Origin of the sequence: Enteroscipio rubneri, from assembly GCF_002899715.1 — a bacterium.
Classification (GTDB): domain Bacteria; phylum Actinomycetota; class Coriobacteriia; order Coriobacteriales; family Eggerthellaceae; genus Enteroscipio; species Enteroscipio rubneri.
This window is the reverse complement of the sequence record NZ_PPEK01000003.1, coordinates 146,162-170,567: the sequence shown is the minus strand read 5'-3', so window position 1 is coordinate 170,567 and position 24,406 is coordinate 146,162. Positions and strand designations below refer to the sequence as shown.

Sequence of the window (24,406 nt, the reverse complement as noted above, 5' to 3'; positions counted from 1 at the left end):
CTAGTTGAACGCGTCGCGCAGCTTCTGAAACGGCGTCCGCTCCTTGGCCACGTCCTCGCCCAGCTCCTCGGCCAACTGCTCCAGCAACTCGCGCTGACGCTTCGTCACCTTCTTGGGCACCACGACGTTCACGTGCACGAACATGTCTCCGCGCGATTCGCTGCGGAACTTCGGCATGCCGTAGCCCTTCACGCGCACGACCTGCTCGTTCTGGCATCCCTCGGGAATGCGGACGAGCACTTTCTCGTCCTCGAAAATGCCGTCGAGTTCGATTTCGGCGCCGAGTGCTGCTTGCACAATGGAGACGTTCGCGCGTGCATGCAAGTTGTCGCCGTCGCGCTCGAAGAACTCGTGGGGCTGGATGCGGCAGGTTACAATGAGGTCGCCTGGGCGCGCACCGTGCATGCCCGCCTCTCCGAATCCGGAAAGACGCAGCTGCTGCGAGTCGCGGATGCCTACCGGCACCTCCACCGTCACCCGCTGCCTGTCAGGAACGCGGCCTTGGCCCTCGCATTCAGGGCAGGGGTTCTCGATCGTATGCCCCGTGCCGCCGCAGGTCTTGCACGTGGCGGAGGTCTGCATGTCGCCGAGGAATGTATGCTGGACGGTAACCACGCGGCCTTGGCCGCGGCAGTCGGGACAGGTGATCTCGCGACCGTCAGGACCCAGACCCGAGCCCTCGCAGTCGGGACACGGGGCCAGACGATCGTAGACGATCTCCTTCTTGGCGCCGGCCGCGACTTCTTCAAGCGTCAAGCGCAAGCCCACGCCCATGTCACGACCTTCCTTGCGCATAGGCGTGCGCCCGGTAGCCTGCCCGCCGAAAAACGAGCTGAAGATGTCGCCCATGCCGAAGCCGCCGCCGAACAGATCCTCGAAGTCCACGTAACCGCCGCCGTAGGGGCTGCCGCCGCCCGCTGCTCCGGGAATCGTGCCGAAACGGTCGTAAGCGCTGCGCTTCTGCGGGTCCGAAAGCACGTCGTAGGCCTCATTCAGCTCCTTGAACTGATCCTCAGCATCGGCAGCTTTATTCACGTCGGGATGCAGCTCTCGAGCTCTGCGACGGAACGCCTTTTTTATCTCGTCTTCGGTCGCATCTCGGGAAACGCCGAGAACTTCGTACAGATCCTTGGCCATCTGCGTGTCTTACCTTTCCTCGTCGACAAGGCAACGTGCTTCGCCCCCTGTCGCTCTCCATTGTTTTTACACGTCCTCCAAGGCGGAACTTGCAATGCGAACCGCCCTGATCACTTTGGAATAATCCATGCGCGTGGGTCCGATGACGGCTACGATGCCCGCCGATTCGCCCCGGCCGTAGTGGTTGGCGACCACAGACACGCCCGCCAGCTCCTCCGCTTCGTTCTCCCGACCGATGCGAACCGTGGGCCCCGCCCCGCCGGCAGCCGCGTCGTCGAGAATGTGCAGCAGCACGGTATCGTCCTCGAGCACTTGCATGACCGGCAGCAGAGCTTGGGACTGGCTGAACTCGGGCTTCGTGAGAAGCGAGCACACCCCGAGCCGTCGCGCCCGCGACGATGAGCTTTCCTGGAGGCAGGACAGCACTTCGTCGAGCGCCATGCGGACGAGAGGGTCGCGAAACGCCTCCACCATCCCCGCGCCGAGGCCGTCCTCGATCTCGTGCAGCGTCTTGCCGGTGAACACATCGCCCAGGAAACGCTGAACCTGCGCGAGATCCTCGGCGGCCACCTCTTCGGCGAACTCCATCTGACGGTTGAACACCTGGCCGTCTTCGGTGACGAGCACCACGAGAGCTCGGTGAGGATTGAGCGACACGAGCGAGAGCTGCTTGATATGCAGATTCAGCACCGAAGGAGCGAGAACGATCGAAAGGCAGTCTGTGAGGCGCGTAAGGGCCGTCGATGTCCGACCCAAAAGAGAGTCGAGCTCGCTCGCGCTGCGGCGCAGCTCGTCGACGACTTCCGCATAGCGGACGTCGTCATTCCCCATATCGGTCTCAAGAAGGTTGTCGACGAAGGCTCGGTAGCCGTGATCGGTCGGGATACGGCCGGCCGAGGTATGCGGCTGAGCGATATAGCCCTCGTCCTCGAGCACGGAGAGCTCGTTGCGCACAGTGGCGGGGCTCACCCCCAGTTGATAGCGCTCGGTGAGCGTACGCGAACCCACGGGTAGAGCGCGTGCAACGTATTCTTCGATAAGGGCCGCAAGCACCCGCTGCCGCCTGTCCGATAGCACGCTTCTCCACCTTCCTCTCTCCTCCGAATCCTGCCCCGAGCGTCGCTGGCGCGCATGCTGCGCGGCGGCGACGTGCGGCAGGCCGTCCTCTCCTCGACGATGCCGACGCATCATTCTAGCAGCCGAGGCGGGAGAGTGCTAACGAAAGCGCTGAAATGTGGAGAAACTCGACAGTTCCCCGCTGCCCGCTGCTCCGAACCGCCTCCCCGCCTTGCGCTACTTTCTACGCCAAGTCGAACAAGCGGCCGTAAAGCTCGTTTCCGCAGAGCCATCCGCGCTCGGTGGGGCGCCAGCGGCCATTTTCATGAACTACGAGGCTCTGCTCGGAAAGTTCGGTGAACGCCTCGTCCGCTGCGAGGCCGAGTGCTTCGGCTTGCTTCACCTGCGCGTCGGAAACACCTTGCGACATGCGCATGCCTAGCATGAGATCCTCGGCGGCCATCTGGCGCGCATCGAGATCGTCGGTTGCACGCCCGTCCTGCATGCGCATGCGCCGCTCCGCGTTCTGCGTCATCGTTGCGGCCGAGCGGCCAAGCCCTAAGTACGGCACTCCTGTCCAGTATGCGATATTGTGACGGCAGGCGAAGCCGGGCTGCGCGTAGCTTGCAACCTCGTAGCGTGCGAATCCCGCCTCGGTGAGCACGCGTGCGGCCGCTTCCATGTGCGCGGCCTCCACGTCGTCGTCAGGCTCCTCCAGCTCGTTCGAGAGCACCGCAGCGTCGAACGGCGTGTGCGGCTCGATGGTAAGCGGGTACACGCTCACGTGCGAGACGCCGAGATGCGCGGCCTCCTGTACGCTCGCTTCGAAGCTTTCCGTTGACTGTCCGGGAATGCCGCATATGAGGTCCACGCTCACGTTCTCGAAGCGCGTTCGAGCGGCCTCGACGGCGCGTCGAGCTGCGTCCGCGTCGTGCGCCCGCCCAAGGATGCGCAGCACTTCGTCGTCGAAGCTCTGCACGCCGATGGACAGACGGTTCACTCCGAGCGCCCAAATGTCGCGCACCATGCGCTCGGTGAGGCTCTCCGGATTCGCCTCCATCGTGCATTCCACATCGGGTTCGAGGCGCATCGAGAGCGACAGCGTGTACAAGAGCATCGACAACCGCGAGAGCCCTGCATGCGAGGGCGTGCCCCCGCCAAGATACACCGTCTCGATCGCGCTGAGCTCCCCCTCCTTCGCCTTGCGGCGGATCTGGAGGCACAGGTCCTCGACGTACGCGTCGATCTCCGGCGAGTCCGCCGGCACGGCAGCCGTCGCGAAATCGCAGTAAGCGCACCTCTTCACGCAAAACGGCAGATGCAGGTACAAAGCCTTGTACGGATCATGGGGCATAACGCAAGTCTCCTCCCCCTCCCCCCAGCCGAAGGCTTCCAGGAGCCTCCTCCCGCCGGGAGAACAGTGCGATTGTTTTTAGACGGATCCTTCGACTCGCTCCGCTCGCTCAGGATGGCGGAAGAGCAGCGTGAGGCGGGGTCGGCGGGCGTGCCGCGCGCAGTTCCGCAGCGAAGTGAGGACTGTCTGAGCACGGCATGCCCTCCAGCAGCAGATCATGCGGACGACCCCCCATAAGCCAAGAGCTCGTCGAACACGGCGTCGAAATCCTCCACCGACACGCACGCGTTGATCTTCGCCCGCGCCGCCGAGGCTCCCGGGAGCCCGGCCAGGTACCACATGGCATGCTTGCGCATGCGCACGATGTTCTTGCCCTCCCGCTCTGAAAGCAGCCGCGCGTGGCGACGCGCCATGGCGACGCGCTCCCCCGCGTTTGGCGCCGGCGGTTCGGGTTCGCCCGCGAGCGCCGCCTTGGCCTGCGCGAACACCCAGGGATTGCCTTCGGCGCCGCGCGCGATCATCACGGCGTCGCAGCCGGTGCGCTCGACCATCGCCACCGCATCCGCGCCCGAGCGCACGTCGCCGTTGCCGACGACGGGCACGGCCACGGCCTCTTTCACGCGCGCGATCGCGCCCCAATCGGCGCTGCCCCGGTAAAGCTGCTCGGCGAAGCGCCCGTGCACGGCCACGGCGCACGCTCCCGCGTTCTCCATGCGGCGCGCAAACTCGGGAGCCGTCTCTTCGCCCATCGCCCACCCGCGGCGGAACTTCACCGACACCGGGCAGCTCACCGCCGCCCTCACGGCGCGCACGATGGCGGCGGCGAGGGCCGGATCCTTCATGAGCGCCGAGCCGTCGCCCTTCGACACGATCTTGCGCGCGGGGCAGCCCATGTTGACGTCGAGGTAGGCGAGGCTCTCCCCCATCTCCTGCTCGATCCACGCGGCCTGTTCGGCCATGGTGTCCGGCTCATGGCCGAACAGCTGCACGGCCACCTGGTCCTCGCCGGGCGCGAGGCGCAGCAGATGGTGCGTCTTCTCGTTGGCGTAGGAGAGCCCCTTCGCCGACACCATCTCGGTGAAGGCGAGGTCGGCCCCCTGCTCGCGGCAGAGGGCGCGGAACGCCTCGTCGCTCACGCCCGCCATGGGCGCCAGCAAGATCCTATGCTGCCGGAAGTAATCGAACATGCCGTCTACGCCCATGCCGCGAGTCTTACGTGATCGCTGATTCTGCCAGGGGCGACTGCGCGTCCCAGCGCGCACGCATCGTGCTCCTCGCCGCGCGCCGGCGCGTCGAACGCGTCGAACGTCCTTTCTCGACGGCCGTACGTAGAAGGAGTCCGCCGCCCGCAGGCCGCGATGGCTTCAAGGTCTTCGCGCGCGATGGGTGCGTCCTTGAAAGAGCAGGCGGAACGCAGTTCGAGCATGAGTTCGATGATGGGGTCGATCGACATGTGCTTCTCCTTCGTCGACATCCTAACCCGCCAAGATGTCGGCCATATTCACCAACGAGATGATCACGAGCAGCACGAAGCCCACGACGGCGACGAGGCACCCGCAGCCCACCGCCGCCTTTGCGCGGCCGCTCATGCCTTCAGGTTGCCGTGCGGCCTTCTTCTCGTCAAACGGGTCGTCCAACCAATCGAAATCGTCTTTCTTGCTCATCAGTCGTCCACCTTCAGAATCGCCATGAACGCCTCCTGCGGCACCTCCACGCTGCCGATGTTCTTCATGCGCTTCTTGCCGGCCTTCTGCTTCTCGAGCAGCTTACGTTTGCGGCTGATGTCGCCCCCGTAGCACTTCGCCAGCACGTCCTTGCGCTTCGCCTTCACCGTCTCGCGAGCCAGCACGCGCCCGCCGATGGCGGCCTGGATGGGCACCTCGAACATCTGGCGCGGGATGATGCCGCGCAGCTTCTCGGTGAGCATGCGCCCTCGGTCGTATGCTTTGTCCTTGTGGATGATGAACGACAGCGCGTCCACCGGCTTACCGGACAGGAGGATGTCCAGTTTCACGAGCTTGCTCGGCTTGTACCCGTCGAAGTCGTAGTCGAGGCTGGCGTAGCCCTTCGTGTTGGACTTCAACTTGTCGAAGTAATCCATGATGAGCTCCGACAGCGGTATCTCCCAGATCATCTCCACCGTGGTGGGCGAGAGGTAGTTCATGGTGACGAACGTGCCGCGCCGCGCGGTGGTGAGCTCCATGACCGCGCCCACGTAGTCGGGCGGGATGAGGATCTTCGCCTTGAGGTAGGGCTCCTCGATGCGCTCAATCTCGCCGGGGTCGGGCATTTCCTGCGGCGAGTGCAGGCTGATCATCTCGCCGCCGGCCCGGTACACGTGGTACTCCACGGACGGCGCGGTGGCCAACAGGTCCAGGCCGAACTCGCGCTCGAGGCGCTCCTTGATGACCTCCATGTGGAGCAGCCCCAGAAAGCCCACACGAAAGCCAAAGCCGAGTGCGTGCGACTTCTCCGGCTCCCAAACCAGCGCAGGATCGTTGAGCGACAGCTTCTCGAGCGCCTCCTTGAGCGGCTCGTACTGGTCGCCGTCGATGGGAAACAGGCCCGTGAACACCATCGGCTTGGCCTCGCGGTAGCCCGGCAGCGGCTCCGACACGCCGCGTGCGGTGGCGGTGATCGTGTCGCCCACCTTCACCTGGCGTACGTCTTTAAGCCCTGTGACCAGGTATCCCACCTCGCCCACCGAGAGCTGCGGCATAGCCGTCTCGGCAGGGCGGCGCGCGCCCACCTCCTCCACGAGCACCTCGGTGCCCGTGGCCATCATGAGCACGCGGTCACCCTTCTTGAGCGAGCCATCCACCACGCGGATGAGCGCCACCACGCCGCGGTAGGGGTCAAAGTACGAGTCGAAAATGAGCGCGCGCAGCGGCCCATCGGGGTCGCCGGTGGGCGCGGGGATGTTGTATACCACGGCCTCCAGCAGATCGTGCACGCCCGCGCCGGTCTTGCCGGAGGCGAGCACGGCGTCGTCGGCGGGGATGGCGAGGCCCTCCTCGATCTCGCTGCGCACGCGGTCGGGATCGGCGGCAGGCAGGTCGATCTTGTTGATGAGCGGGATGATCTCGAGGTTCGCGTTCATGGCCATCATGGCGTTGGCCACCGTCTGCGCCTCGACGCCCTGCGTGGCGTCCACCACGAGTACGGCGCCCTCGCATGCGGCGAGCGAGCGCGAGACCTCGTAGGTGAAGTCCACGTGGCCCGGCGTGTCGATGAGGTTGAACTGGTAGGTCTGACCGTCGTCGGCCGTGTAGTCCACGCGCACCGCCTGGCTTTTGATGGTGATGCCGCGCTCGCGCTCGATGTCCATGCTGTCGAGCAGCTGCGCCTGCATGTCGCGGTGGGCCACGGTACCCGTGAGCTCCAAGATGCGGTCCGAGAGCGTGGACTTGCCGTGGTCGATGTGCGCGATGATGGAGAAGTTGCGGATGAGATTCGGGTCGGTCATATCCTGTCTTTCACGTCGTGCAGCGCCATGCGACATGCTGGCGCTGCGGGGAAAACGCACTTATTCTACCAGCGAGCACCGCGCCTGAACGCGGCGCTCGCCGAAAACCCACGGAAGCCGGCAACTCAGCGGAGCGGCTTACATTTGACCACAGAACCTTGGGATCGATAGGGATGCTGCAAGGGACGTCCCCCGCCTCTCTCGAACGTGCCTCAGGCGTATCGAGGCGGGCCGACACGCCCCTTCGATCCTCGTGCAAGCCTTCACTGAGAGCCTGCGCTTCCTGGGGGCCTTCCCTCCCGAGGCGGATCAAAATGGGTGTTTTTGCGATTCGTCGTGCAAACGTGCCGATCCTTTGGTATTCTATCTCATTGTGTATCCAGCGGTACGTGCGCGCGATGAACCTTCATCGCCGATTCGGCAGACGTGGCTGCGCTTTACGATTCGTGATCGCTGGGTGACCGATAGGTCGAAGGAGCAGAGAAATCCCGCCTGTTCCGCGTGCATATAGCGCCTCTATTGTACGAGGCCGATCCTCTTGGATCGCATGCGCGAGCTATCGGACGCCCGCGGCAGCATGAGCGCCGGATGCGCGAGGAGCCCGAAGGCTTCGCAAAGTCAGGTTTGTGATTCATTGGAGGAAAGAACACCTATGGCGAACATCAAGAGCCAGAAGAAGCGCATCATCACCAACGAGAAGGCTCGCATGCGCAACCGCGCGGTGAAGTCGGAGCTTAAAACTGCCACCCGTCGCGTTAAGGATGCCGTGGCTGCTGGCAACGGTGCCGAGGCCTACGCCGCCGCACTTGCAGCCTGCCGCCTCATGGACAAGGCTGCAAGCAAAGGCGTCATCCATAAGAACCAGGCCGCGAATCGCAAGAGCGGCATCATGGCTCTTGCCAACAGCGTAGCCACCGACGCCGACCGCGCAGCCTATGTGAAACCGGCCAAGAAGGAGCAGAAGACCGGCTCCAAGAAGGCCGAACGCAAGGCTGCTCGCAAGGCGGAAATGGAAGCCGCTTCAAAGGAGAAGGCGAAGCGCCGCGAGAAGCAGCTCAAGGAAGAGACCGCCGCCCAGAAGCGGAAGGCAAAGGAAGCCGAGGAAGCCGCCAAGGCCGAGGCCGCTGCGGAGGCCGAAGGAGCCGAGGAAGCAGCCGAATAGTTTTTTCGAACGGAGATCGCCCCGCGATCCTTCCGCATATCAAGAGCGAAAAGGCCCCGCAAGGGGCCTTTTCGCGTACCGGGCGCGCTTGTGAAATCACGCCGTCCTCATCCAGCGGGTTCGACGGTTTCCTCTTACTCGACAACCGAACAGCGAGCTGCGGGCAAGCAGCGGCGCTTCTATACCGAATCGCGGTGCGCGACAACGGCGAGCATCCACTCGAGGAAGGCGGTCTGCGCATCGGAGCCACTCTTCATGGCCCGCTCGGTGTCGCGCGCGGACACAAGCGCGCAACGCAACTCTTCGACAGTGAACCCCTGCGCCCAAGCAACATGATTTTTTACCTGCCAGTCAGGTCTTTTGAGGGCAGCGGCCACGCCGCGCTGATCGCCGCGATCGATAAGCGAGCGAACGCAGACGAGTTCGCGCAGGCGCGTCGTGCACCGGGCAAGGAGAGCGTACGAAGACTCGGAGCGCATGCGTCCCATATACAACAGGCACTTGCGCGCATCGCGCGCGGAGAAGGCGTCGACGAATTCCCAAGGTTTCACTTCGGCCGTGCGGCTTACCAAAGCGACAACCTCATGTTCGTTAACCGCATCTGCGCCCCGATGAGCTAGCGCAATCTTTCCCACCTCACCGTCAAGACGGACGGTATCCTCCCCCACCAGCTCGACCAACTTCGCAGCGGCACCTTCGGTGAGCGTCACGCCGTGCCCGACAGCCATCGAGCGCACCATCTTCGGCAGTTGGTAGTGTTTGACCGGAGCGCAGTCGATAACAGCGGATGCGCCATGTTTGGCGACCGCCTTGTACAGGCGGGTGTTTTTCGGCAGCTTCTCCGCTACAAGCGCCAACACCGTTGTGTCGCTCGGAGCGTCGAGGTAGGAGACGATCTCCTCCGCATCGGCCTTTTTCAGCTTGTCGGTTGCGCGAACCTCGACGAGCCTGACCGGGCTTGCGAACGGCACCGTGTTGCATGCGGCCACAATATCGGAACCAAGCGCGATATCGCCGGAAAACTCATCCGAATTGAACGAAAGATCTCCCAGAGATGAAAGGCGCGCGCGCAGACGCCGCATCACGGTATCGCGCTTGAGCGCGTCTTCGCCTACAACAAGGTAGACGGGCAGCAGTGCGTCCTGTTTGGAATTCATAGCCATGCCCCCATTCTAGCGCAGCGTCTCAACCGCTATCCGATCGGCCTCTATTCTGCATGAAACATCCCCCGAGATATCGGTGCGCATGACGAGCGCCCCTGTGTCCTCAAGCAGTGCAACGGTTTCGGGGGCGGGATGCCCGTAGCGGTTTCCTTCCCCCGCGCTCACAAGCGCGATGCTTGGCGAGAGCGCATCGGCCAACCGGTTGTCGAGAGCGTTCTTGGAACCGTGATGCCCCACTTTGTACAGGTCGACTTTGCCGACGCGGCCGCTTTCAACGAGCTGCGCCAGCTGATCGCGTTCGGCATCGCCCACGAACAGCGCCGTCCAATCGCCCGATCCGTCGCCGTCAGCATCGGCCTCGGCGAGCAGGCAGAGACTATCGGCATTGCCGCCCTCGTCCGTGAACTCCTCGGGCCATACAACGGACAGATCGAAAGCCCCGACGACTACATGATCCCCCACCCCGAGTCCCTTGACGCCTCCGTCTCCCACAAGGTCGCACGCTGCCTTGCGGAGGCGCGCGCACGCATTGCATGGGCAGGACAAGGCGTCGTCGGCCAACAGTACGCACCCTACTTCCACCACGCCGTTCAAGGAGGCGAGCGCTCCCATATGATCGTCGTCTCCGTGCGTGACGACGACTGCATCGAGGCTGAGAACGCCATGACGCGCCAGCGCTTCGCGTAAAAGTCCTTCTTGGTTACCGGTGTCGACGAGCACGTGCGCTCCATTGCTGCGCACAACGAATGCATCTCCCTGGCCGACATCGAGCATGATAATCTCGTCTCCTGCCATGCGCGGGACGAGCGCTATGGCGAACACGACGATGCAGAGCGTCGTGCCGAACACAGCCCCAGCAACGGCAGGACGCGGGCGCGGCCAGGCCGTCCAGAGGACTGCGACGAGCACGGCGGTAGCCCCGAGCGCGAACAGAAGCGGAAGCTCGACGGGCGCGCTTGCATGGGGAAGATTCGCAAGAAAGTGCACGATTCCCGTCAGGACGGCGGCACCGGTCGACGCGACCCCCAACAACGGAGCCGACGCCGCGGGTGCTATGAGCGATCCCATCGCAGCGACCAGACCACCTGCGCAGACAAGTGGAAACAGGGGCGCGGCGACCACGTTAGCGAGCGGAGCGACGAGTGGCAGCATCGAAAACAGCGAAGCGGAAAAAGGCGCAGCCGTAATGCTCGACGCAGCGGTAAGCGCGAGCGCCTCGCGCACTATGCGAGGAAGCACGGGGACAAGGTCCGCTATCCACGATGAGCACAACCCCGAAAACACCACGATGCCGAGCGTCGAGAGAGCAGAAAGCGCGAAAGAGACGGACAATGCAGCAGTCGGCTCCAAAGCGACGAAGCCCAGCATACACGCCGAAAGCGCGCCGAGCGACGCCGGTCTGCGTCGAACCGCGAATGATAGCATGCCTGCGAAAGCCATCACCGCTGCGCGCACGGCCGAGGGAGGCGCCGCAGCAAGAACGAGATAGGAGAGCAGCAGTATCGCCTGCACGACCATAGCCGGAACGCGAGGCACCCTCATAAGGCGCAGGGCGCCTGCGATAAAGGCCGAAACAATGGACAAGTGCGCTCCGGATACCGCAACCAGGTGCGCGAGCCCTGTGACTTTGAAAGCTTCGTAAACCTCCCCTTCTTCAAGTGGAATGCGCCACCCGCACACGAGCGCCGCAAGGACGGCGGAACCATCTCCTGCGTCGAGATCGGCCAACGCGTCGATCACCCTGTTACGAAGCCCCACAAGCGTCCCAAGAAGATCGTGACGCTCGACAAGGGAGATGTCGCTCGCCCGGGCGGTGGCGACGGCTCCCTGTCTCCAACAGTATGCGGCCGAGGATCCCGACGGAACCGCAAGCGAAGCGTCCGCCTCAAACACCTCGCCATAGCGCACAATATCATCCTCGGAGATTCTGACGAGCACGATAGCATGCACACCGGAGGGTAGCTCTGTCCGGGCGAGAACGGACGATCCGTACATGCTTCGCGAGCCGTCAGCAAGCGCTTCGAATCGGACGCGACTCGGCGCGTCCTCGAGATTGCGGGACTCGGTGTGCTGAACGGCCGCGCACCCAAGCGCGCACGCAACCCCCAACAAGGCTCCTGCGAGTGCAGCCCACGCCTGTACGGCACGGTGCCTCCAAAGAGCCGCGATAGCGACTGCCGTCGCGAGCGCTGCGATAGCACCTCCACCGATGCATATCCGCACATCCCACGACGCAGCAGCTGAGAAGACCGCCGCGCACGATGCCCATTGAGAAAGCGCGCATCCCAAAAGCGGCGGCAACGACGGACGAGGGGGCATGGCCGATACACATCCCCTTCCGACGCCGTCGGCAAGCTCAGCCTCCGCAATGGGAAGCGAACCGCCGAGTCGCGTCAGCCGACGCATACAGAATCAGCGAGTTCGGTGTACTTCTTGTCGCCGATTCCCGAAACGCGTTTGAGATCCTCGATGGTGGAGAACGGACCGTTGGCCTCGCGATCGGCCACGATCTTCTCAGCCGTCGCAGGGCCAATCCCGGGAAGCGCATCCAATTCCTCGGCCGTTGCCGTGTTAATGTTGATTCGCCCGCGCGCCGCAGGCGCTGCCGATACTTCGGCTGAGGGGGATACGGATGCCGTCAGCTCCTCCTCGGTGGGCACCACCACCTGCTCGCCGTCTTGGAGGACGCGCGCAAGGTTGAGCGCATCGCGCGCCGCGCCGTCAGCGAATCCCCCTGCAGCCTCTACGGCGTCTTGGACGCGCGAGCCCTCCTCGAGCTCTTGCACTCCAGGATGAACTACAGCGCCGCCCACGTGCACGAATACGCGCGCAGCCATCTCATTGGTGCTATCGATCGGCGCCTCGTCCGCGTTCTGCTCCTCGTCGGCGCGCGTCACGGCAAACCCATGCGATGAGGCGGCTTGCAGCAAAGAAGCGCATGCCAGTCCCAGCACGAGGACGATCAACGCAGTGATCCCCACAAGCACCGGCAGGCGAACACCGTCCAGATGCGCCTTCGACCGCCATGACAGAGCCTGTTTCGCAAACGGCATAACCGACCTCCCCATCGTTTTTCGGGAGATCAGCATACCAGCGTCATCTCGCAGGTAGATGACGTGCGTTCTGCATGGGAAGCGGCGTGATCCGACGTATTCCTAACATGAATCCGATGCGGTCTTCACGCTCGACGCCTACGCCGTTGCGCGGTCCAAACGAACATCCGATATGTCGAATCGGATGCGCGGCGAAACGCCTTTCCTGCACCTTGGTCCGTGCGAGCAGTTCGTCAAGCCCTCTTCTTGCCTCTGTATGCAGGGCAGGCGTAGTCGCGAACCTCGGCTGCGTCGACGATTTCGTCCACCCAGCGTTCGATAGGCAGCGAGGATTCGGCTTTGAGAACAACGGGGAGCTTCGCATGGGTCTCGGGTGCGCGGGGCATGAACAGCGTACAGCAATCGGGAGCATCCTGCGAAGATATCTCGAAGGAGCCAAGCCGTTCGGCTTCTGCGATGATTTCCAGTTTGTCGGTGCCGATCAGCGGGCGAAACACGGGTAGCTCCACCGCGGCATCGGTGCAGCGAATATTATCAAGGGTCTGCGAGGCAACCTGCCCCAGGCTCTCGCCGGTGACGAGCGCGCCAGCGCGCTCGTGGTGCGCAATTGTCTCCGCTACCTTGAACATGAGGCGGCGGTACATGATCACGCGCAGTTCGGGTGGCACCGCGAGCGAGATCTCGCGCTGGTAGTCGCCGAAAGGCACCGTGTACACGCGCGCAATGCACCCCGTTCGTTCGAGTACGCGCGCGATGTCGTCGACAAGATACTCGCTTTCGTCCGAAGTCTGCGGACGACCCGAGAAATGCACGCCAACGCATACTGCGCCGCGCCGCGCGAGCTTCCAGGTGGCTACGGGCGAGTCGATACCCGAAGATAGAAGGCATACAACTTTGCCCGAGCTGCCCACCGGCAGGCCCCCGATGCCTGGAAGCGAGCGGGCGTACACGTACGATGCGTTCTGGACCACCTCGACTCCCACGGTGACATCGGGGTTCTTCATCCGCACCTGCTTGTTGGGATAAGCTTCGCACAACGCAGCGCCGATGATCTGGTTCATGTCCATCGAGCCTGTGGCGAAGTCGGTGTGGTTGCGGCGAGCCGCAACCTTGAACGTGGCGAAGGTGCCCGCTTCGGCCAACGCGACCAGTGCCGCCTCGGCCATCACGTCCAACTCGCGCGCGCACTTGAAGCCGCATGACACGCGTGCGACGCCCGGTATTCCGCCGATCGCATCGGAGACGAGTTTCGCTGTTTCCCAGTCCGTCCCCTCGCGTAAGAACACGAGGAGTCGCCCCGCGATGCGATGGATCGTCACAACGGGAAACGGCGCGAGCAATGCCTCGAGATTCTTGAGCAGGCGCATCTCGAATGAGGCGCGGTTATGGCCCTTGAGTCCGATCTCGTGGTAGTGGACGAGGATGATGCGTTGGAAATCAGTCATGGAAGTTCCTCGGATTCGCAGGTTCGAACGGTTCGCGCGAGCGCAGGCATCGGCCGCGTCGGTCGCGCGATGTGCGCAAAGCGCGAAACAAGCGCGCAGATTGGCGGGCAAGCCAGCGAGAAACCCCGAGGCTTTCAGGATTGCCGCGTTGCGTGGCCAAGCGTGCTTCCGCACGCGAGGGCAAGCGCAAAAGCGCCAAAGCCGAATGCCTCGGGGTTTCGCAGCGTCGGCAAGTTCCGCCGTTCTTCGAGCGGCGGAACCTTAATGGTTCTTCACGTCGATAGATTCAGGATCGTATGAAACCTCGCCGCGCGCGATCTCGTCGAAAGCTAGCGATAACGGTTTCTTGTCGGCAGCCCGTGCGATCTCGACAGCCGTCTGCAATTGGATGGCGCGATCTCGCTGGCCTCTCATCATATCGTTGATATCATGGGCGCGTTTCGATGCAAGCGCGCACAGCAGGAAGCGGTCATTGTCGGCCTGGTCGAGCAGGACGTCGATCTTCGGTTCAATGATGCTCATAATATCGAATCAACCTCGCGTTTTCTCGGCTTGTTCGTTGACGTAACGAACCAGTGTTTGGACGGCTTCATCCAAATCGTCGTTTACAAGCCGTACATCATACTCCATTTTGCGGGAAAGCTCTACTCTTGCAGCCGCCAGGCGCTCTTCAACGGCCTCGTCGGACTCCGTGCCGCGTCCCCGTAGGCGAATCTCCAACGCTTCAAGCGAAGGAGGCTCGATAAAGACGAGCCGAGCCTGAGGCAGTTTTTCCCGTACCTGGAAGGCCCCCTGCACGTCGATTTCCAGCACAACCTGCTCGCCGCAAGCTATATGCTCCTCCACCGTTGCCCGAGGCGTACCGTAGCGGTTTCCGTTGTACGTCGCCCATTCAAGCAGGCCGTCCGATGCGATCAGCTGGTCGAACTCCTTGTCGGTCAGGAACTGATACTGCACTCCGTCGACCTCGCCCGAGCGGGGCGGGCGCGTGGTGACCGACCGCGATACCCACACGTCGGGAACCTCGCTCACAAGTCGGGCCACCAGCGTGCCCTTGCCGGCACCCGATGGCCCTGAGATAACGAACAGATTGCCGTTACGCATGCCGGAACGACTAGCCCAGACGCTCCAGCAGAGCGGTCTGCTGACGCTCGCCCAGACCGCGCAGACGGCGGCTCTCGGCGATCTGGAGTTCCTTCATAATCTTCTCAGCCTTGGCTTTGCCGTAGCCGGGAAGCGTCTCGATCAGCGTGGACACCTTCATGCGGCCAACAACGGGATCGTTCTTCATCTTGAGAACCTGGTCGAGGGTAAGCTTGCCCGACTTCAATTCATCCCGAACCTCGGCGCGCTTGATGCGGGCCGCTTTCGCCTTCTCCAAAGCTGCCTGACGCTCTTCAGGGCTGAGTTGAGGAATAGCCATCGTGTTTATCTCCTTCTGTTCCTAAAGCGATGCCGTGATACTATCACGCTCTCACTTGTTTCGCCTTGTCGATTACCACAAATCATAAAAAATTTCAGCGCCGCGACCACATTTTAGAAGGCGTCGGGGCATTCGACGGCTTTTCGTCGCCTAATCGTCACCAACAACGCCCGATCAGGCCTAACTCCTCTGCAACGTCCCAAGGCTACAATTCGGCCGCAATGGCTTCGAACGCGGCTGCGGGATCCTCGGCCTGCGTGATGGGACGGCCCACCACGATGTGCGACGCGCCGTTCTCGAACGCCTGCGCGGGAGTGGCCACGCGGCTCTGGTCGCCGCGATCGCTGCCCGCAGGGCGCACGCCCGGGGTGACGATATAGGCGTCGGGACCGAGGATCTCGCGCAGGCGCGCGGCCTCCTGCGGGGACGCCACCACGCCGGAGATGCCTGCGCGCTTGGCCTGCTCGGCGAGCACCACCACCTGATCAGCCATGGCGCGACTTACGCCCGTCTCGGCGAGGGCGGCATCATTCATGCTGGTGAGCACCGTGATGCCAAGTGTGGCGGGCACGTCGTGTCCATACTCGGTTGCCGCTCGTTCCGCGCCGCGCTGAGCAGCCGACATCATATCCACGCCGCCAACCGTGTGCATGGTGAGCATATCCGCGCCGCTGTGAGCCGCGGAATATGCCGCGCCCTCGACTTGGTGCGGGATATCGTGGAATTTGAGGTCGAGGAACACCTTGAAGCCGCGCTCTTTCAACGCGTAGACGATCGCCGGGCCGTTCGCATAGAACAGCGTCATGCCCACCTTCATCCACGATGCCTTGTCCTGCAGCTGATCGGCGAGGTCGAAGGCTTCCTCTATATCGCAGTCGAGCGCGACGATCACGCGCTCCCTTGCGGGGATCTTTTCGAACGAGTTCACCATTCCAACGCTCCTATCAGCTCCTGCACGTCTTCCACGCCGTGCCTCTTGCAATACTGCGCTATTCCGTCGATGATTTCAACCGTGGCGTGCGGATTCGCGAAATTCGCGGTGCCGACGGCCACGCCCGTGGCCCCCGCCAGCATGAACTCCACCGCATCGGTCGCGTTCGAGATGCCGCCCATGCCGAGCAGCGGCACGTCGACCGCCTGGTGCACCTCCCATACCATGCGCAGCGCCACGGGCTTGACAGCGGGGCCCGACAGCCCGCCCACACCGCGCGCGAGCTGCGGGCGGCGACGCTCGGCGTCGATGGCCATGCCCAGAAGCGTGTTGATGAGCGAGAGCGCATCGGCGCCGGCGGCTGCGGAGGCGCGAGCGATCTCGGCGACGTCGGTGACGTTCGGCGTGAGCTTCACGATGAGCGGTCGCTTCGTGGCCGCGCGGCACCGGGATACGACCTCCTCGACGCTCGAGGTGCACGTGCCGATGGTCATGCCTCCCGCGTCCACGTTCGGGCACGAGATGTTCACCTCGTAGGCGTCCACCGGCGCGTCCTCGAGCGCCTCTATCACCTGCACGTACTCGTCGAAGCTGTGGCCCGACACGTTCACGATCGTCGTCGCACCGCGCTCGGCGAGCCACGGCAGGTCGTGCGCTTTCAGGTGCGCGACGCCGGGGTTCTGCAGCCCGATGGAGTTGAGCATGCCCGAGGGCGTCTCGGCGATGCGAGGGCTGGCGTTGCCCTCCCAGCCGGCGAGCGACACGCCCTTCGTGGTGACCGCGCCGAGGGCGGCCACGTCCACGAAATCGCCGTACTCGCGCCCGGCGGCGAACGTGCCCGACGCCACCGTGACTGGGTTCTTCATCTCTAGGCCGCCCAGGTTCACGGCCATGCGCACGCTTGTGGGGGCCGTCGTACGCGGACCCGCGCCCATCGTCGCCATCTACCACACCACCTTCCGCGCATCGAACACGGGGCCGTCGACGCACGCCCGCTTCTTGCCGTCCACCGTGTCCACCACGCACGACAAGCAGGCTCCGATACCGCACGCCATGCGCTTTTCCATCGACACCTCGCAGGGCACGCCGACCTCCGCGGCCATGCCGGCAACGATCTTCATGAGGGGCTCCGGGCCGCATACGGCCAGGTAGTCGTACGGCTCGCCTGCGGCCGCGGCTTCCACCAGCGCCTCCTCCACGAGCGAGGTGCAGAAGCCCTCCCGGCCGAAGCTGCCGTCGTCGGTGGCGCAGCGCGAGGGCTCGTCGAGCAGCGCCTCGTAGCGCGCGCGGCAGGCGAGCGCGGCCTCGGTCTGCGCGCCCAGCACGACGTCGGTGCGCACGCCCGCGCCGACCAGCTGCTCGCACAGCATGAAGAGCGGGGCCGCACCCACGCCTCCGCCCACGAGGAGCGCCCGGCGGGCGTCCGCGGGCGGCTGCCAGGCGCGCCCGACCGGGCCGATAAGCTCCGCACCCGAGAGGTGCTCGGCCCGCTCGGGCTCGATGCGGGTCATGTGGTCGGTGCCGAAGCCCACGGCCTGGTAGAGGATCTCGAGCGTTCCCGCGGCCGCGTCGCGCGCGTACACCGAGAACGGGCGGCGCAAGATGTGCGCCTCCATGTTCGGCACCTTCATGTGCACGAACTGCCCCGGCTCGATGGCCGCCGCTATGCGCGGCGAAGCCAGCTCCATGAGGTAGAGGTTCGGGCCGACCTTCGCGTTCGCGAGGATGCGCGCCCTCTCGTTGACGAGTGCCACGTTCTCACCTTTCGATCCGTCGCCGCCGGCCGGCTGCCGCGGCGCACCTTCGTCTCTCGAGGGCCGATTGTAGCATCTGCGCGTAAGAGCACGCATCTGACAGGCCTAAATGCCAAGGAAAGTGCATGGGAGTGTCCGCAATGCTCGCATGCGAGCGCGTGGTCCTCGCCGCGGCGGGGATGCGGGCGCTGGAGAGGGAGCCGGGCGCGCGTTCCGCCATCGGCCATCCACACGATGGCGGAGCGCATCGGTGAGGAACTTCCGGCTGCGCGCGCACCATCTGGATCACGCCCATCCGGCGGAGGACGCGCTCGCGCTCGTCGGGGCGTGCGACATGCAGAACTCCCCTCCTGGCGCATGAGAGGCGTCGCTCGCGAACCGCACGCCGTCGCTCGGCGCGGACGGCGCGCCGCCGCCCGTCTCCCACTTCGACACGGCCGTACGCGACACGTACAGCTTGGCCGCAAGCTGCTCCTGCGTCAGGCCGCGCTCGGTGCGCAGCGCTTTCAGCTTCTCTCCGAGTTCCATGAGGGCACGCCTCCTTTCACGCCCAGCTTGGACGACACGGCGCGCTACGGCAAGACACGATCCGGGTCATCGCGCGTCGTCGCAGGCCAGAAGCCTGCGTGCCTCGATGGCTATCGTAGGACTCGCGTCGTCGAAGGGCTCCGGTCGAGGCGGTGCCCTTCCCTCTCGTCGGGCGAATCGGCTTGCCATTCTACCATCGGCTTGGCCGGATCGCGGAGCCGAGGGGTATACTGCCATCGACAGGCGACGCGAGAACGGGAGCGACGATGGAGAAGATGCCGCCTTTGGCGAAGGTATTCGAGGCGTGGAGCGCGCTTGCAGACGGGCGCGTGTCGCTCGACGACGAGGAGCGGCGCGCGACGGTGACTTCGTCGAACGGCCTGAAAGCCTACACGGTGGCATGGAGCGAGGACGGCGGAACCTACTCCTCGAACGACAACGCCACCTACTGGCAGGGCTACGCGGGCTATCCCGTCATCGCCGCGCTCATGGCGCAGGAGCGGCTGCCCTTCGATCGCGCCGCAGCCGAGGGATTCGCGCACGTGGACTGGACCGAGCTGAACGAGCGGCACAAGCGCGACTACGCGGCGGCCGTGCGCGAGATCGTGGACGAGCGCGGCCTGGACGCAGCCCAGGCAGACGCCGCCGCCCATGTGGTGATGGACGCGCTCGCGGCGCTGGACGTCGCCGTCAAGCGCGGGGCCGCCCGCCCTCCGAGGGCTAGGCCGAAGGAGGCGTGAGCGCCGTGAAATCCCTCTACAAGAGCGCCGAGGGCAAGCGCGCCGTCCTCGGCCTGTACGACGAGCAGCTCTCCCGCATCGGCTACCCGTTCGAGGATGTCTACGTGGACACGGCGTTCGGTCGCACGCACGTGGTGGTCACCGGCGACCCGGAGGCGGTCCCGCTGCTCTCGTTCCACGGAGGCAACTCGACAACGGCGCACAACCTCATCACGTCCCCGTTCCTGCTGCGCGGTGACTTCCGCGTGTTCGCGGTGGACACGATCGGGCATCCCGGCAAGAGCGACGAGGCGTGCCTGCCGCCTTCCGGCTACGCGTACGGCGAATGGGCCGCGCAAGTGATCGACGCCTTGGGGTTCGCACGCATGCGCTGCATCGGCGGATCGTTCGGCGCGGGCATCCTGGCGAAACTCATGTGCGCGGCGCCCGGGAAGGTGGAGCGCGCGGTGCTGTTCGTTCCCTCCGGCATCAAGAACGCGCCGGTGTGGCACTCGATGAGCATGATGGGGCCGATGGTCATGTATCTGCTCACGCGCCGGGAGGAGTGGTTCGTGAAGACGCTTCTGCCCATGGCCGGCGCGCCCGACGTCATCGACGCCGAGACGCTGGCCACGGCGAAGGCCACCATCGACCATGCGAAGGTGAAGGCCGGCATGCCCACCGACGTCGACCCCGAGCGCATGGCCGCCTGCACGGCGCCGACGCTCGTGATGGCGGGCGACGCCGACCGCCTTTTCCCCGCCGCGCGCGTCCTCCCGCAGGCCGAGGCCATCATCCCGAACGTCACGTGCCGCCTCATGAGAGGCCGCGCCCACATGGGCGCCCTCACCGCCGAGCAGGAGCGCGAGATCGTGGGGTTCCTCAAGGGTTAGCGTTGAATCGTACAATTATTCTCGTTTTATCGCACAATAGGTGCGGGAGCCGCACGTGTCCAAACCCTCCGACACGAGCAGCGTGATCGAAACGGGCCTCGGCCGCATCGCGGAGAGCATCTGTGCCGACAACCATGTGGCCTCGTTCTACGAGCGGTGGCACCGGGCTTTCCTGTAGTACACGCGATCCGCTTGCGCTTCCCTACATGGGCTTCAGGTTGCGGTCGAGGCGGTCGAGCATCCAGGCGAGGCGCTTCTCGCGGCCAGCGTCGGTCTTGGCATCGAAGTACGCGTGTGTGTAGGTGCGCCGCACCGACGGCGACATGGCGCGGAAGTTCGAGGCCGCAGGCTCGTGGCCGACTATGATCGCCTCGAGGGCCGCCGTGTCCTCCTCGGTGACGTCCGGGGCCTTCTTCGCGTCCCAGCTACCGTTGCGCTTAGCCGCCTCGATGGCGCGCCTGCCCGCATCGGCCATGAAGCCGCGCCGCTCGAGCTCGCGCGCAAGCGCTTTGTTCTTTTCAGACCACACGCTCTTCGCGCGGCGCGGGGCGAAGTACTTGCGGTAGGACGCGTCGTCGATGCGCTGCATGCGCCCGTCGATCCAGCCGAAGCAGAGCGCCTCCTCCAGCGCCTCGGACGCCTTGAGCGTCTTCGGGCCGCCGGACTTGCCGAACACGAGCCACACGCCGCCGCTCGCCTCGCCGTTATCGCCTAGCCACGCCCTGAACTCGTCGCGGGTTGAGAACGTCAGCTCGTCGTCCATATGGCGAATCTCCTCGGCTCGTCGTGGTGTGGCACGCCTTTAGATCCCAGTATAAAGGAGGATGTCCGCGCAGGGACGGGAATGCGGAGGATCGCCCGACGTCATCCCGCGTCGTGAACGAGCTTCAGTCCGACGACGCACGCGATGAGGCCTGCTATGAGCAGCACCTTCGCCACCGATACGGGCTCGGTTCCCGAGAGCATGCCGTAGACAACCGTGAGCGAGGCGCCGATGCCCACCCAGACGGCGTACGCCGTGCCCGTGGGCAGCGATTTGACTGCGTACGACAACCCCGCCATGCTCATGACGAGCGCGACGAGGAACACGAGGGACGGGACGAGTTTGGTGAACCCCTCCGCCCGTCCGAGCGCGGTGGCCCACACCGCCTCCAAGACGCCCGACGCCACCAGAACGATCCATGCCATGAGAAAACTCCCTTCCGTGAAGCAACGCGCCGTCTTTGCGATCCTGGTACGGCTGCCCTCGTCAGGGAATCATATGAAACGATGAGACGAACCAAGTGTAGCAGGCCCCGTCGTCCGCTGCGTATGTCCGCATTCGAATTCAAATAGTATGCACAAACATATGTTCCCTTATCGTTCGAATCGTATTACAATACGTACATAAGTTCTCTTGGTGGCTGGAGCGACCTCCTAACCCTCTCGGGGACAGCCGTGCTTCGACAGGGAGGTGGCGACATGCCCAGCCCTCTTGCAATTCGCGTGCCCGTTCCGTATACTGCAGATGGTAGCAAGGTGCTACCATGAAAGGGAAGGAGCCGCGCTACGACCTCGCAGAGGTGAAACGGTTGGTCCGGGAGGGCCGGTACAGCGCTTCGAAGAAGAGCACGTCCTGGCTGCGAAACCACGGTTTCAGCCCAATCCTCGCGCGACGCATAATCCTTTCCCTTCAGGAAAAAGAGTTCGTGAAATCGCTCAAGCCGAGACGCGACGACGGCTCTTGGGCGGACGTGTATTGCTGCGACTACAATGAAGATGGCGTCTCCGTCTGCTTTTACGTGAAGTTCATCGTGGAAGGCGACGTGGCCACCGTCATGCTCATGTCGTGCAAGGAATGGGGTTATGCATGGTGATGATGACGAAATGCCCAGCGTGCGGCGGCAAGATCATGGATATCCATGGACCGATTGAGTGGGACGTCAAAGGCGAGCAGATCGTCGTAGACGATGCCGACTACTGCCTGTGCGCCAGCTGCGGCGAAATCTACCTCGAAGGAGGGATGGATGGCATCATCCACCGCCGCGCGGTCGACCAGTACAAACGCGACAACGGGCTGCTCTCGGGCGACGAGGTGCGCGAGCTCCGGCAGGGTCTGGGGCTCTCGCAGGCCAAGTTCGAGAAGCTCATCGGCGCGGGGCCGAAGACGGTCGTGCGCTGGGAGAGGGGCTCGGTGTTCCAGAACCGCACCGCCGACACGCTCATGCGCGTCATCCGCGACTTCCCCGAGGTGGCCGCGTACCTGATGGAGCGCGTGGACGAGCCGCACGCGTCGTGACGCGCATGAGCGGCTGCTCAGTCGAGCGCCTTCGCATAGCAGGCCTCGAGCAGGCGCTCGCCTGCGATTTCGACGGCGTTCTCGCGCTCGAGCAGCTGGAACCCGCGCTTCTCGTAGAAAGCGCGCGCGGGCGCGTTGTCGGCGAGCACCCAAAGATAGACGTTTTCATAGCCCTCGATCGCTAGTGCGTCGAGGGCCGGGTCGAGCAGCTTCGAGCCGATGCCGCGCCCCATGCGCTCCGGTTGCACGTAGAGCGACACGACCTCGCCCCATCCCGCGAACGCCTCGACGCGGGCGGGCCCGTAGGTGCACACGCCGACTATCTCGCCGCCTTCGCGGGCGACGAACGTGCGATCGACGCTCTGCTCAAGGCCCAGCTGCCAGAACCCTTCAGACAGCGTGTCGAGAAAGTCCTGCGGCACGATGCCCCGGTAGGCGTGCCGCCAGCTGCGCACGTACACGCGCGCCACCGCTGCCAGATCATCGTCCGCTGCGAGCCGTTCAACTTCGATGCCGTTCATTCCCTATCCTCCCGCCTATCCGCGCGTCATGCGAGATGGCGCTTTTGGAGCTATAGTAGCATTTGCGAAAAGACATAAGCGGATGAGAGGAGCACGCCATGCGCGACGATGTCTTCGTCACCTCGCTCGCCATCGACTGGGCGGACGTTCCCGACAAGGGCGTCTACCCGTTCAACGTGCCGGCCATCGCGAGCCTGCGGGCGCTCGACCTGGGCCAGCCCATCACGTTCTTCTGCGGCGAGAACGGCACCGGCAAGTCGACGTTGCTCGAGGCGATGAGCGTCGCCTACGGCCTCAACCCCGAGGGCGGCTCGCGCAACTACACGTTCTCCGTGCACGACGGCCATTCGGAGCTCTGCGACCACGTGCGCCTGCTCAAGGGCATCTGCCGGCCGCGCGACAGCTTCCTCGTGCGCTCCGACACGCTGTTCAACCTCATATCGGAGATGGACGCGCTCGAGGACGACCAACGCTACTTCGGCGGACGGTCGCTGCACGCCCGCTCGCACGGCGAGGGCATCCTCACGCTCGTGTCGCGCCGCTTCGGCGGCGAGGGGTTCTACGTGCTCGACGAGCCCGAGACGGGGCTCTCGCAGCTGGGGCAGGTGGCGCTTTTGGCCGAGATCGTGCGGCTGGCCAACGCGGGGTCGCAGCTGGTCGTGGCCACGCACTCCCCCATCCTGCTCTCGGCGCCGGGGGCGGTCATCTACCAGTTCGAGGACGAGGTGCGCCGCGTAAGCCTCGAGCAGACCATGGAATGGGACGCCCTCCACCGCTTCCTGGAAGACCCCGACCGCCTGCTCGCGGAGTTCCTGGACAGCTAAGGATCAACGCAGCTCCAGCATTCCCCGAATGGAAGCGAGGATAGTGCGCACGGTTTCATCGTCCGCACATCCGAGGTACTCGTACCCACGTCGCCCCACGTCTATGGTCCGCAACAACTCCACGCAAGCGAAGCCTATTGAGCGCCCTGAGCACTTCACAGGCAAATGAAGCGGGTACCCGTTGTCCTTGGTGGTTGTCGGCACGACGGCAACCAGGTTCGCACGCGAATTGAAACCGTAACCGCTCACCACAACAGCTGGACGGATCTTTGCCGGCTCATAGCCGATCGACGGGTTGAAATCGACCATGATGACATCGCCTTGCTCGAGGATCACGGAATCACCTCGGCACCCACGTCCTTGCCCCAATCGCATTCCCCTGGTTGGTAGTCCCCCGTGTATCCCGCAAAAAGCTCGTCCATGGAAACATAGGGGATATCTCGATAGGCGCGATGTTCGGCTTCCTCGGGACGAACGAGCATGAACGAGCCGCGCTCGTCATGCCCGAGGCTCATCGTCAAGCGCGCGCCCACATCGATCCCCATGCGCTCGCACATGTCCTTGGGAATGCGGACGGCACGCGACGTGCCCCAGGCGCAAAGCTGCGTTACCTTGTCGGCGATCCTTGACATCCACGCACCTCCCTAAAGATATCTTTATAGATATCTTTCCACCGATCGTGCTGTATGACAAGCTCCA

The 24,406-nt window shown here is 64.2% G+C and carries 31 protein-coding genes and 1 riboswitch; of the genes, 8 read left to right on the top strand and 23 right to left on the bottom strand.

Features of this window, described 5'->3' with window-relative positions:
• From dnaJ to lepA, 7 genes are all read right to left on the bottom strand, one after another.
• Positions 1-1,137, bottom strand: a complete 1,137-nt coding sequence (gene dnaJ, locus C2L71_RS04690; RefSeq protein WP_103264607.1) for a molecular chaperone DnaJ — start codon at positions 1,135-1,137, stop codon at positions 1-3.
• Between the two features lie 66 nt (positions 1,138-1,203).
• The gene (hrcA, locus tag C2L71_RS04685) at positions 1,204-2,214 is read right to left on the bottom strand and encodes a heat-inducible transcriptional repressor HrcA (protein ID WP_187143264.1); all 1,011 of its coding nucleotides are present in this window, start codon (positions 2,212-2,214) and stop codon (positions 1,204-1,206) included.
• Between the two features lie 223 nt (positions 2,215-2,437).
• Positions 2,438-3,547: a radical SAM family heme chaperone HemW gene (hemW, locus tag C2L71_RS04680; RefSeq protein WP_103264605.1), complete on the bottom strand. Its 1,110-nt coding sequence runs from the start codon at positions 3,545-3,547 to the stop codon at positions 2,438-2,440.
• A gap of 215 nt (positions 3,548-3,762) precedes the next feature.
• Entirely contained in the window at positions 3,763-4,749 is a 987-nt protein-coding gene (gene dusB, locus C2L71_RS04675; protein ID WP_103264604.1) for a tRNA dihydrouridine synthase DusB, read from the bottom strand.
• Entirely contained in the window at positions 4,740-5,000 is a 261-nt protein-coding gene (locus C2L71_RS04670) for a hypothetical protein (protein ID WP_103264603.1), read from the bottom strand. The genes dusB and C2L71_RS04670 overlap by 10 nt, the downstream gene beginning before the upstream one ends.
• A gap of 22 nt (positions 5,001-5,022) precedes the next feature.
• Positions 5,023-5,211 (bottom strand): hypothetical protein, encoded by a 189-nt coding sequence (locus C2L71_RS04665; protein ID WP_103264602.1) that lies wholly within the window; start codon positions 5,209-5,211, stop codon positions 5,023-5,025.
• Positions 5,211-7,013 (bottom strand): translation elongation factor 4, encoded by a 1,803-nt coding sequence (gene lepA / locus C2L71_RS04660; RefSeq protein ID WP_103264601.1) that lies wholly within the window; start codon positions 7,011-7,013, stop codon positions 5,211-5,213. The genes C2L71_RS04665 and lepA overlap by 1 nt, the downstream gene beginning before the upstream one ends.
• Positions 7,014-7,665: 652 nt before the next feature.
• Here lepA and rpsT point away from each other — a divergent pair.
• Positions 7,666-8,175, top strand: coding sequence for a 30S ribosomal protein S20 (gene rpsT, locus C2L71_RS12405; RefSeq protein ID WP_103264600.1), 510 nt, complete (start codon positions 7,666-7,668; stop codon positions 8,173-8,175).
• A 179-nt stretch (positions 8,176-8,354) separates the two neighbouring features.
• On the opposite strand, the gene holA is transcribed toward rpsT, so the two are convergent.
• From holA to C2L71_RS04605, 10 genes are all read right to left on the bottom strand, one after another.
• On the bottom strand, positions 8,355-9,338 hold the full coding sequence (holA, locus tag C2L71_RS04650; protein WP_103264599.1) for a DNA polymerase III subunit delta: 984 nt from the start codon (positions 9,336-9,338) through the stop codon (positions 8,355-8,357).
• A gap of 9 nt (positions 9,339-9,347) precedes the next feature.
• A complete protein-coding gene (locus C2L71_RS04645; RefSeq protein WP_239926359.1) occupies positions 9,348-11,333 on the bottom strand; it encodes a ComEC/Rec2 family competence protein in 1,986 nt (661 codons plus the stop codon).
• 398 nt (positions 11,334-11,731) lie between these two features.
• A complete protein-coding gene (locus C2L71_RS04640; protein ID WP_103264598.1) occupies positions 11,732-12,391 on the bottom strand; it encodes a ComEA family DNA-binding protein in 660 nt (219 codons plus the stop codon).
• Positions 12,392-12,624: 233 nt separating this feature from the next.
• Complete coding sequence (thiI, locus tag C2L71_RS04635) at positions 12,625-13,836, bottom strand: tRNA uracil 4-sulfurtransferase ThiI (protein ID WP_103264597.1); 1,212 nt, start codon at positions 13,834-13,836, stop codon at positions 12,625-12,627.
• A gap of 261 nt (positions 13,837-14,097) precedes the next feature.
• Positions 14,098-14,358: a DNA-directed RNA polymerase subunit omega gene (locus C2L71_RS04630; protein ID WP_103264596.1), complete on the bottom strand. Its 261-nt coding sequence runs from the start codon at positions 14,356-14,358 to the stop codon at positions 14,098-14,100.
• A gap of 9 nt (positions 14,359-14,367) precedes the next feature.
• Positions 14,368-14,940 carry a guanylate kinase gene (gmk, locus tag C2L71_RS04625; protein ID WP_103264595.1) on the bottom strand — a complete coding sequence of 191 codons (573 nt, stop codon included), beginning with the start codon at positions 14,938-14,940 and terminating at the stop codon, positions 14,368-14,370.
• A 10-nt stretch (positions 14,941-14,950) separates the two neighbouring features.
• Entirely contained in the window at positions 14,951-15,259 is a 309-nt protein-coding gene (gene mihF, locus C2L71_RS04620; RefSeq protein ID WP_103264594.1) for an integration host factor, actinobacterial type, read from the bottom strand.
• Positions 15,260-15,464: 205 nt separating this feature from the next.
• Positions 15,465-16,190: an orotidine-5'-phosphate decarboxylase gene (pyrF, locus tag C2L71_RS04615; RefSeq protein ID WP_103264593.1), complete on the bottom strand. Its 726-nt coding sequence runs from the start codon at positions 16,188-16,190 to the stop codon at positions 15,465-15,467.
• Positions 16,184-17,134 carry a dihydroorotate dehydrogenase gene (locus tag C2L71_RS04610; protein WP_239926356.1) on the bottom strand — a complete coding sequence of 317 codons (951 nt, stop codon included), beginning with the start codon at positions 17,132-17,134 and terminating at the stop codon, positions 16,184-16,186. Before C2L71_RS04610 ends, pyrF begins: the two co-directional genes overlap by 7 nt.
• Positions 17,135-17,944, bottom strand: a complete 810-nt coding sequence (locus C2L71_RS04605) for a dihydroorotate dehydrogenase electron transfer subunit (protein ID WP_103264592.1) — start codon at positions 17,942-17,944, stop codon at positions 17,135-17,137. It abuts the gene before it with no gap.
• A gap of 125 nt (positions 17,945-18,069) precedes the next feature.
• On the opposite strand from C2L71_RS04605, the gene C2L71_RS12400 reads away from it, so the two are divergent.
• The gene (locus C2L71_RS12400; RefSeq protein ID WP_275664962.1) at positions 18,070-18,198 is read left to right on the top strand and encodes a hypothetical protein; all 129 of its coding nucleotides are present in this window, start codon (positions 18,070-18,072) and stop codon (positions 18,196-18,198) included.
• A gap of 31 nt (positions 18,199-18,229) precedes the next feature.
• On the opposite strand, the gene C2L71_RS12515 is transcribed toward C2L71_RS12400, so the two are convergent.
• Positions 18,230-18,472 (bottom strand): helix-turn-helix transcriptional regulator, encoded by a 243-nt coding sequence (locus tag C2L71_RS12515; RefSeq protein ID WP_425321192.1) that lies wholly within the window; start codon positions 18,470-18,472, stop codon positions 18,230-18,232.
• Positions 18,473-18,738: 266 nt separating this feature from the next.
• Between C2L71_RS12515 and C2L71_RS04595 the strand changes: the two genes are divergently transcribed.
• Genes C2L71_RS04595 through C2L71_RS12395 form a run of 3 tightly spaced genes read left to right on the top strand, consistent with a single transcriptional unit; the run spans position 18,739 to position 20,262 of the window.
• Positions 18,739-19,212 carry a hypothetical protein gene (locus C2L71_RS04595; protein WP_103264591.1) on the top strand — a complete coding sequence of 158 codons (474 nt, stop codon included), beginning with the start codon at positions 18,739-18,741 and terminating at the stop codon, positions 19,210-19,212.
• Positions 19,213-19,217: 5 nt separating this feature from the next.
• Positions 19,218-20,084 (top strand): alpha/beta fold hydrolase, encoded by an 867-nt coding sequence (locus tag C2L71_RS04590; protein WP_103264669.1) that lies wholly within the window; start codon positions 19,218-19,220, stop codon positions 20,082-20,084.
• 55 nt (positions 20,085-20,139) lie between these two features.
• Positions 20,140-20,262, top strand: a complete 123-nt coding sequence (locus C2L71_RS12395) for a hypothetical protein (protein WP_275664961.1) — start codon at positions 20,140-20,142, stop codon at positions 20,260-20,262.
• Positions 20,263-20,286: 24 nt separating this feature from the next.
• On the opposite strand, the gene C2L71_RS04585 is transcribed toward C2L71_RS12395, so the two are convergent.
• Positions 20,287-20,847, bottom strand: coding sequence for a YdeI/OmpD-associated family protein (locus tag C2L71_RS04585; RefSeq protein WP_103264590.1), 561 nt, complete (start codon positions 20,845-20,847; stop codon positions 20,287-20,289).
• Positions 20,848-20,948: 101 nt separating this feature from the next.
• Positions 20,949-21,272 carry a DMT family transporter gene (locus tag C2L71_RS04580; protein WP_103264589.1) on the bottom strand — a complete coding sequence of 108 codons (324 nt, stop codon included), beginning with the start codon at positions 21,270-21,272 and terminating at the stop codon, positions 20,949-20,951.
• Positions 21,273-21,295: 23 nt separating this feature from the next.
• Positions 21,296-21,360: riboswitch (guanidine-III (ykkC-III) riboswitch) on the bottom strand.
• Positions 21,361-21,610: 250 nt separating this feature from the next.
• Here C2L71_RS04580 and C2L71_RS04575 point away from each other — a divergent pair.
• Together C2L71_RS04575 and C2L71_RS04570 are read left to right on the top strand one after the other, a co-directional pair.
• Positions 21,611-21,940 carry a type II toxin-antitoxin system MqsR family toxin gene (locus C2L71_RS04575; protein ID WP_103264588.1) on the top strand — a complete coding sequence of 110 codons (330 nt, stop codon included), beginning with the start codon at positions 21,611-21,613 and terminating at the stop codon, positions 21,938-21,940.
• Positions 21,934-22,362 (top strand): type II TA system antitoxin MqsA family protein, encoded by a 429-nt coding sequence (locus tag C2L71_RS04570; RefSeq protein WP_239926354.1) that lies wholly within the window; start codon positions 21,934-21,936, stop codon positions 22,360-22,362. Before C2L71_RS04575 ends, C2L71_RS04570 begins: the two co-directional genes overlap by 7 nt.
• Positions 22,363-22,379: 17 nt before the next feature.
• Here the strand turns inward: C2L71_RS04570 and C2L71_RS04565 are convergent, their stop codons facing one another.
• Entirely contained in the window at positions 22,380-22,883 is a 504-nt protein-coding gene (locus C2L71_RS04565; protein WP_103264587.1) for a GNAT family N-acetyltransferase, read from the bottom strand.
• 98 nt (positions 22,884-22,981) lie between these two features.
• Between C2L71_RS04565 and C2L71_RS04560 the strand changes: the two genes are divergently transcribed.
• Positions 22,982-23,707: an AAA family ATPase gene (locus tag C2L71_RS04560; protein ID WP_103264586.1), complete on the top strand. Its 726-nt coding sequence runs from the start codon at positions 22,982-22,984 to the stop codon at positions 23,705-23,707.
• A gap of 3 nt (positions 23,708-23,710) precedes the next feature.
• On the opposite strand, the gene C2L71_RS04555 is transcribed toward C2L71_RS04560, so the two are convergent.
• Both C2L71_RS04555 and C2L71_RS11910 read right to left on the bottom strand, forming a co-directional pair.
• On the bottom strand, positions 23,711-24,043 hold the full coding sequence (locus C2L71_RS04555) for a type II toxin-antitoxin system PemK/MazF family toxin (protein ID WP_157938926.1): 333 nt from the start codon (positions 24,041-24,043) through the stop codon (positions 23,711-23,713).
• Positions 24,040-24,339 carry an AbrB/MazE/SpoVT family DNA-binding domain-containing protein gene (locus tag C2L71_RS11910; RefSeq protein WP_123674619.1) on the bottom strand — a complete coding sequence of 100 codons (300 nt, stop codon included), beginning with the start codon at positions 24,337-24,339 and terminating at the stop codon, positions 24,040-24,042. Before C2L71_RS11910 ends, C2L71_RS04555 begins: the two co-directional genes overlap by 4 nt.
• Positions 24,340-24,406: the final 67 nt, after the last annotated feature.

Bases quoted from the DNA above. Each gene is read 5' to 3' on its own strand.
- C2L71_RS04580 (WP_103264589.1), bottom strand. From the start codon at position 21,272: ATGGCATGGATCGTTCTGGTGGCGTCGGGCGTCTTGGAGGCGGTGTGG.
- hemW (WP_103264605.1), bottom strand. From the start codon at position 3,547: ATGCCCCATGATCCGTACAAGGCTTTGTACCTGCATCTGCCGTTTTGC.
- C2L71_RS12400 (WP_275664962.1), top strand. From the start codon at position 18,070: ATGGGAGTGTCCGCAATGCTCGCATGCGAGCGCGTGGTCCTCGCCGCG.
- C2L71_RS04595 (WP_103264591.1), top strand. From the start codon at position 18,739: ATGGAGAAGATGCCGCCTTTGGCGAAGGTATTCGAGGCGTGGAGCGCG.
- gmk (WP_103264595.1), bottom strand. From the start codon at position 14,940: ATGCGTAACGGCAATCTGTTCGTTATCTCAGGGCCATCGGGTGCCGGC.
- C2L71_RS12515 (WP_425321192.1), bottom strand. From the start codon at position 18,472: ATGGAACTCGGAGAGAAGCTGAAAGCGCTGCGCACCGAGCGCGGCCTG.
- C2L71_RS04665 (WP_103264602.1), bottom strand. From the start codon at position 5,211: ATGAGCAAGAAAGACGATTTCGATTGGTTGGACGACCCGTTTGACGAG.
- pyrF (WP_103264593.1), bottom strand. From the start codon at position 16,190: ATGGTGAACTCGTTCGAAAAGATCCCCGCAAGGGAGCGCGTGATCGTC.
- C2L71_RS11910 (WP_123674619.1), bottom strand. From the start codon at position 24,339: ATGTCAAGGATCGCCGACAAGGTAACGCAGCTTTGCGCCTGGGGCACG.
- C2L71_RS04630 (WP_103264596.1), bottom strand. From the start codon at position 14,358: ATGAGCATCATTGAACCGAAGATCGACGTCCTGCTCGACCAGGCCGAC.
- mihF (WP_103264594.1), bottom strand. From the start codon at position 15,259: ATGGCTATTCCTCAACTCAGCCCTGAAGAGCGTCAGGCAGCTTTGGAG.
- C2L71_RS04640 (WP_103264598.1), bottom strand. From the start codon at position 12,391: ATGCCGTTTGCGAAACAGGCTCTGTCATGGCGGTCGAAGGCGCATCTG.
- C2L71_RS04610 (WP_239926356.1), bottom strand. From the start codon at position 17,134: ATGGCGACGATGGGCGCGGGTCCGCGTACGACGGCCCCCACAAGCGTG.
- thiI (WP_103264597.1), bottom strand. From the start codon at position 13,836: ATGACTGATTTCCAACGCATCATCCTCGTCCACTACCACGAGATCGGA.
- C2L71_RS04575 (WP_103264588.1), top strand. From the start codon at position 21,611: ATGAAAGGGAAGGAGCCGCGCTACGACCTCGCAGAGGTGAAACGGTTG.
- C2L71_RS04570 (WP_239926354.1), top strand. From the start codon at position 21,934: ATGGTGATGATGACGAAATGCCCAGCGTGCGGCGGCAAGATCATGGAT.
- lepA (WP_103264601.1), bottom strand. From the start codon at position 7,013: ATGACCGACCCGAATCTCATCCGCAACTTCTCCATCATCGCGCACATC.
- dnaJ (WP_103264607.1), bottom strand. From the start codon at position 1,137: ATGGCCAAGGATCTGTACGAAGTTCTCGGCGTTTCCCGAGATGCGACC.
- rpsT (WP_103264600.1), top strand. From the start codon at position 7,666: ATGGCGAACATCAAGAGCCAGAAGAAGCGCATCATCACCAACGAGAAG.
- C2L71_RS04585 (WP_103264590.1), bottom strand. From the start codon at position 20,847: ATGGACGACGAGCTGACGTTCTCAACCCGCGACGAGTTCAGGGCGTGG.
- holA (WP_103264599.1), bottom strand. From the start codon at position 9,338: ATGGCTATGAATTCCAAACAGGACGCACTGCTGCCCGTCTACCTTGTT.
- C2L71_RS04565 (WP_103264587.1), bottom strand. From the start codon at position 22,883: ATGAACGGCATCGAAGTTGAACGGCTCGCAGCGGACGATGATCTGGCA.
- dusB (WP_103264604.1), bottom strand. From the start codon at position 4,749: ATGGGCGTAGACGGCATGTTCGATTACTTCCGGCAGCATAGGATCTTG.
- C2L71_RS04560 (WP_103264586.1), top strand. From the start codon at position 22,982: ATGCGCGACGATGTCTTCGTCACCTCGCTCGCCATCGACTGGGCGGAC.
- C2L71_RS04670 (WP_103264603.1), bottom strand. From the start codon at position 5,000: ATGTCGATCGACCCCATCATCGAACTCATGCTCGAACTGCGTTCCGCC.
- C2L71_RS04645 (WP_239926359.1), bottom strand. From the start codon at position 11,333: ATGTACGGATCGTCCGTTCTCGCCCGGACAGAGCTACCCTCCGGTGTG.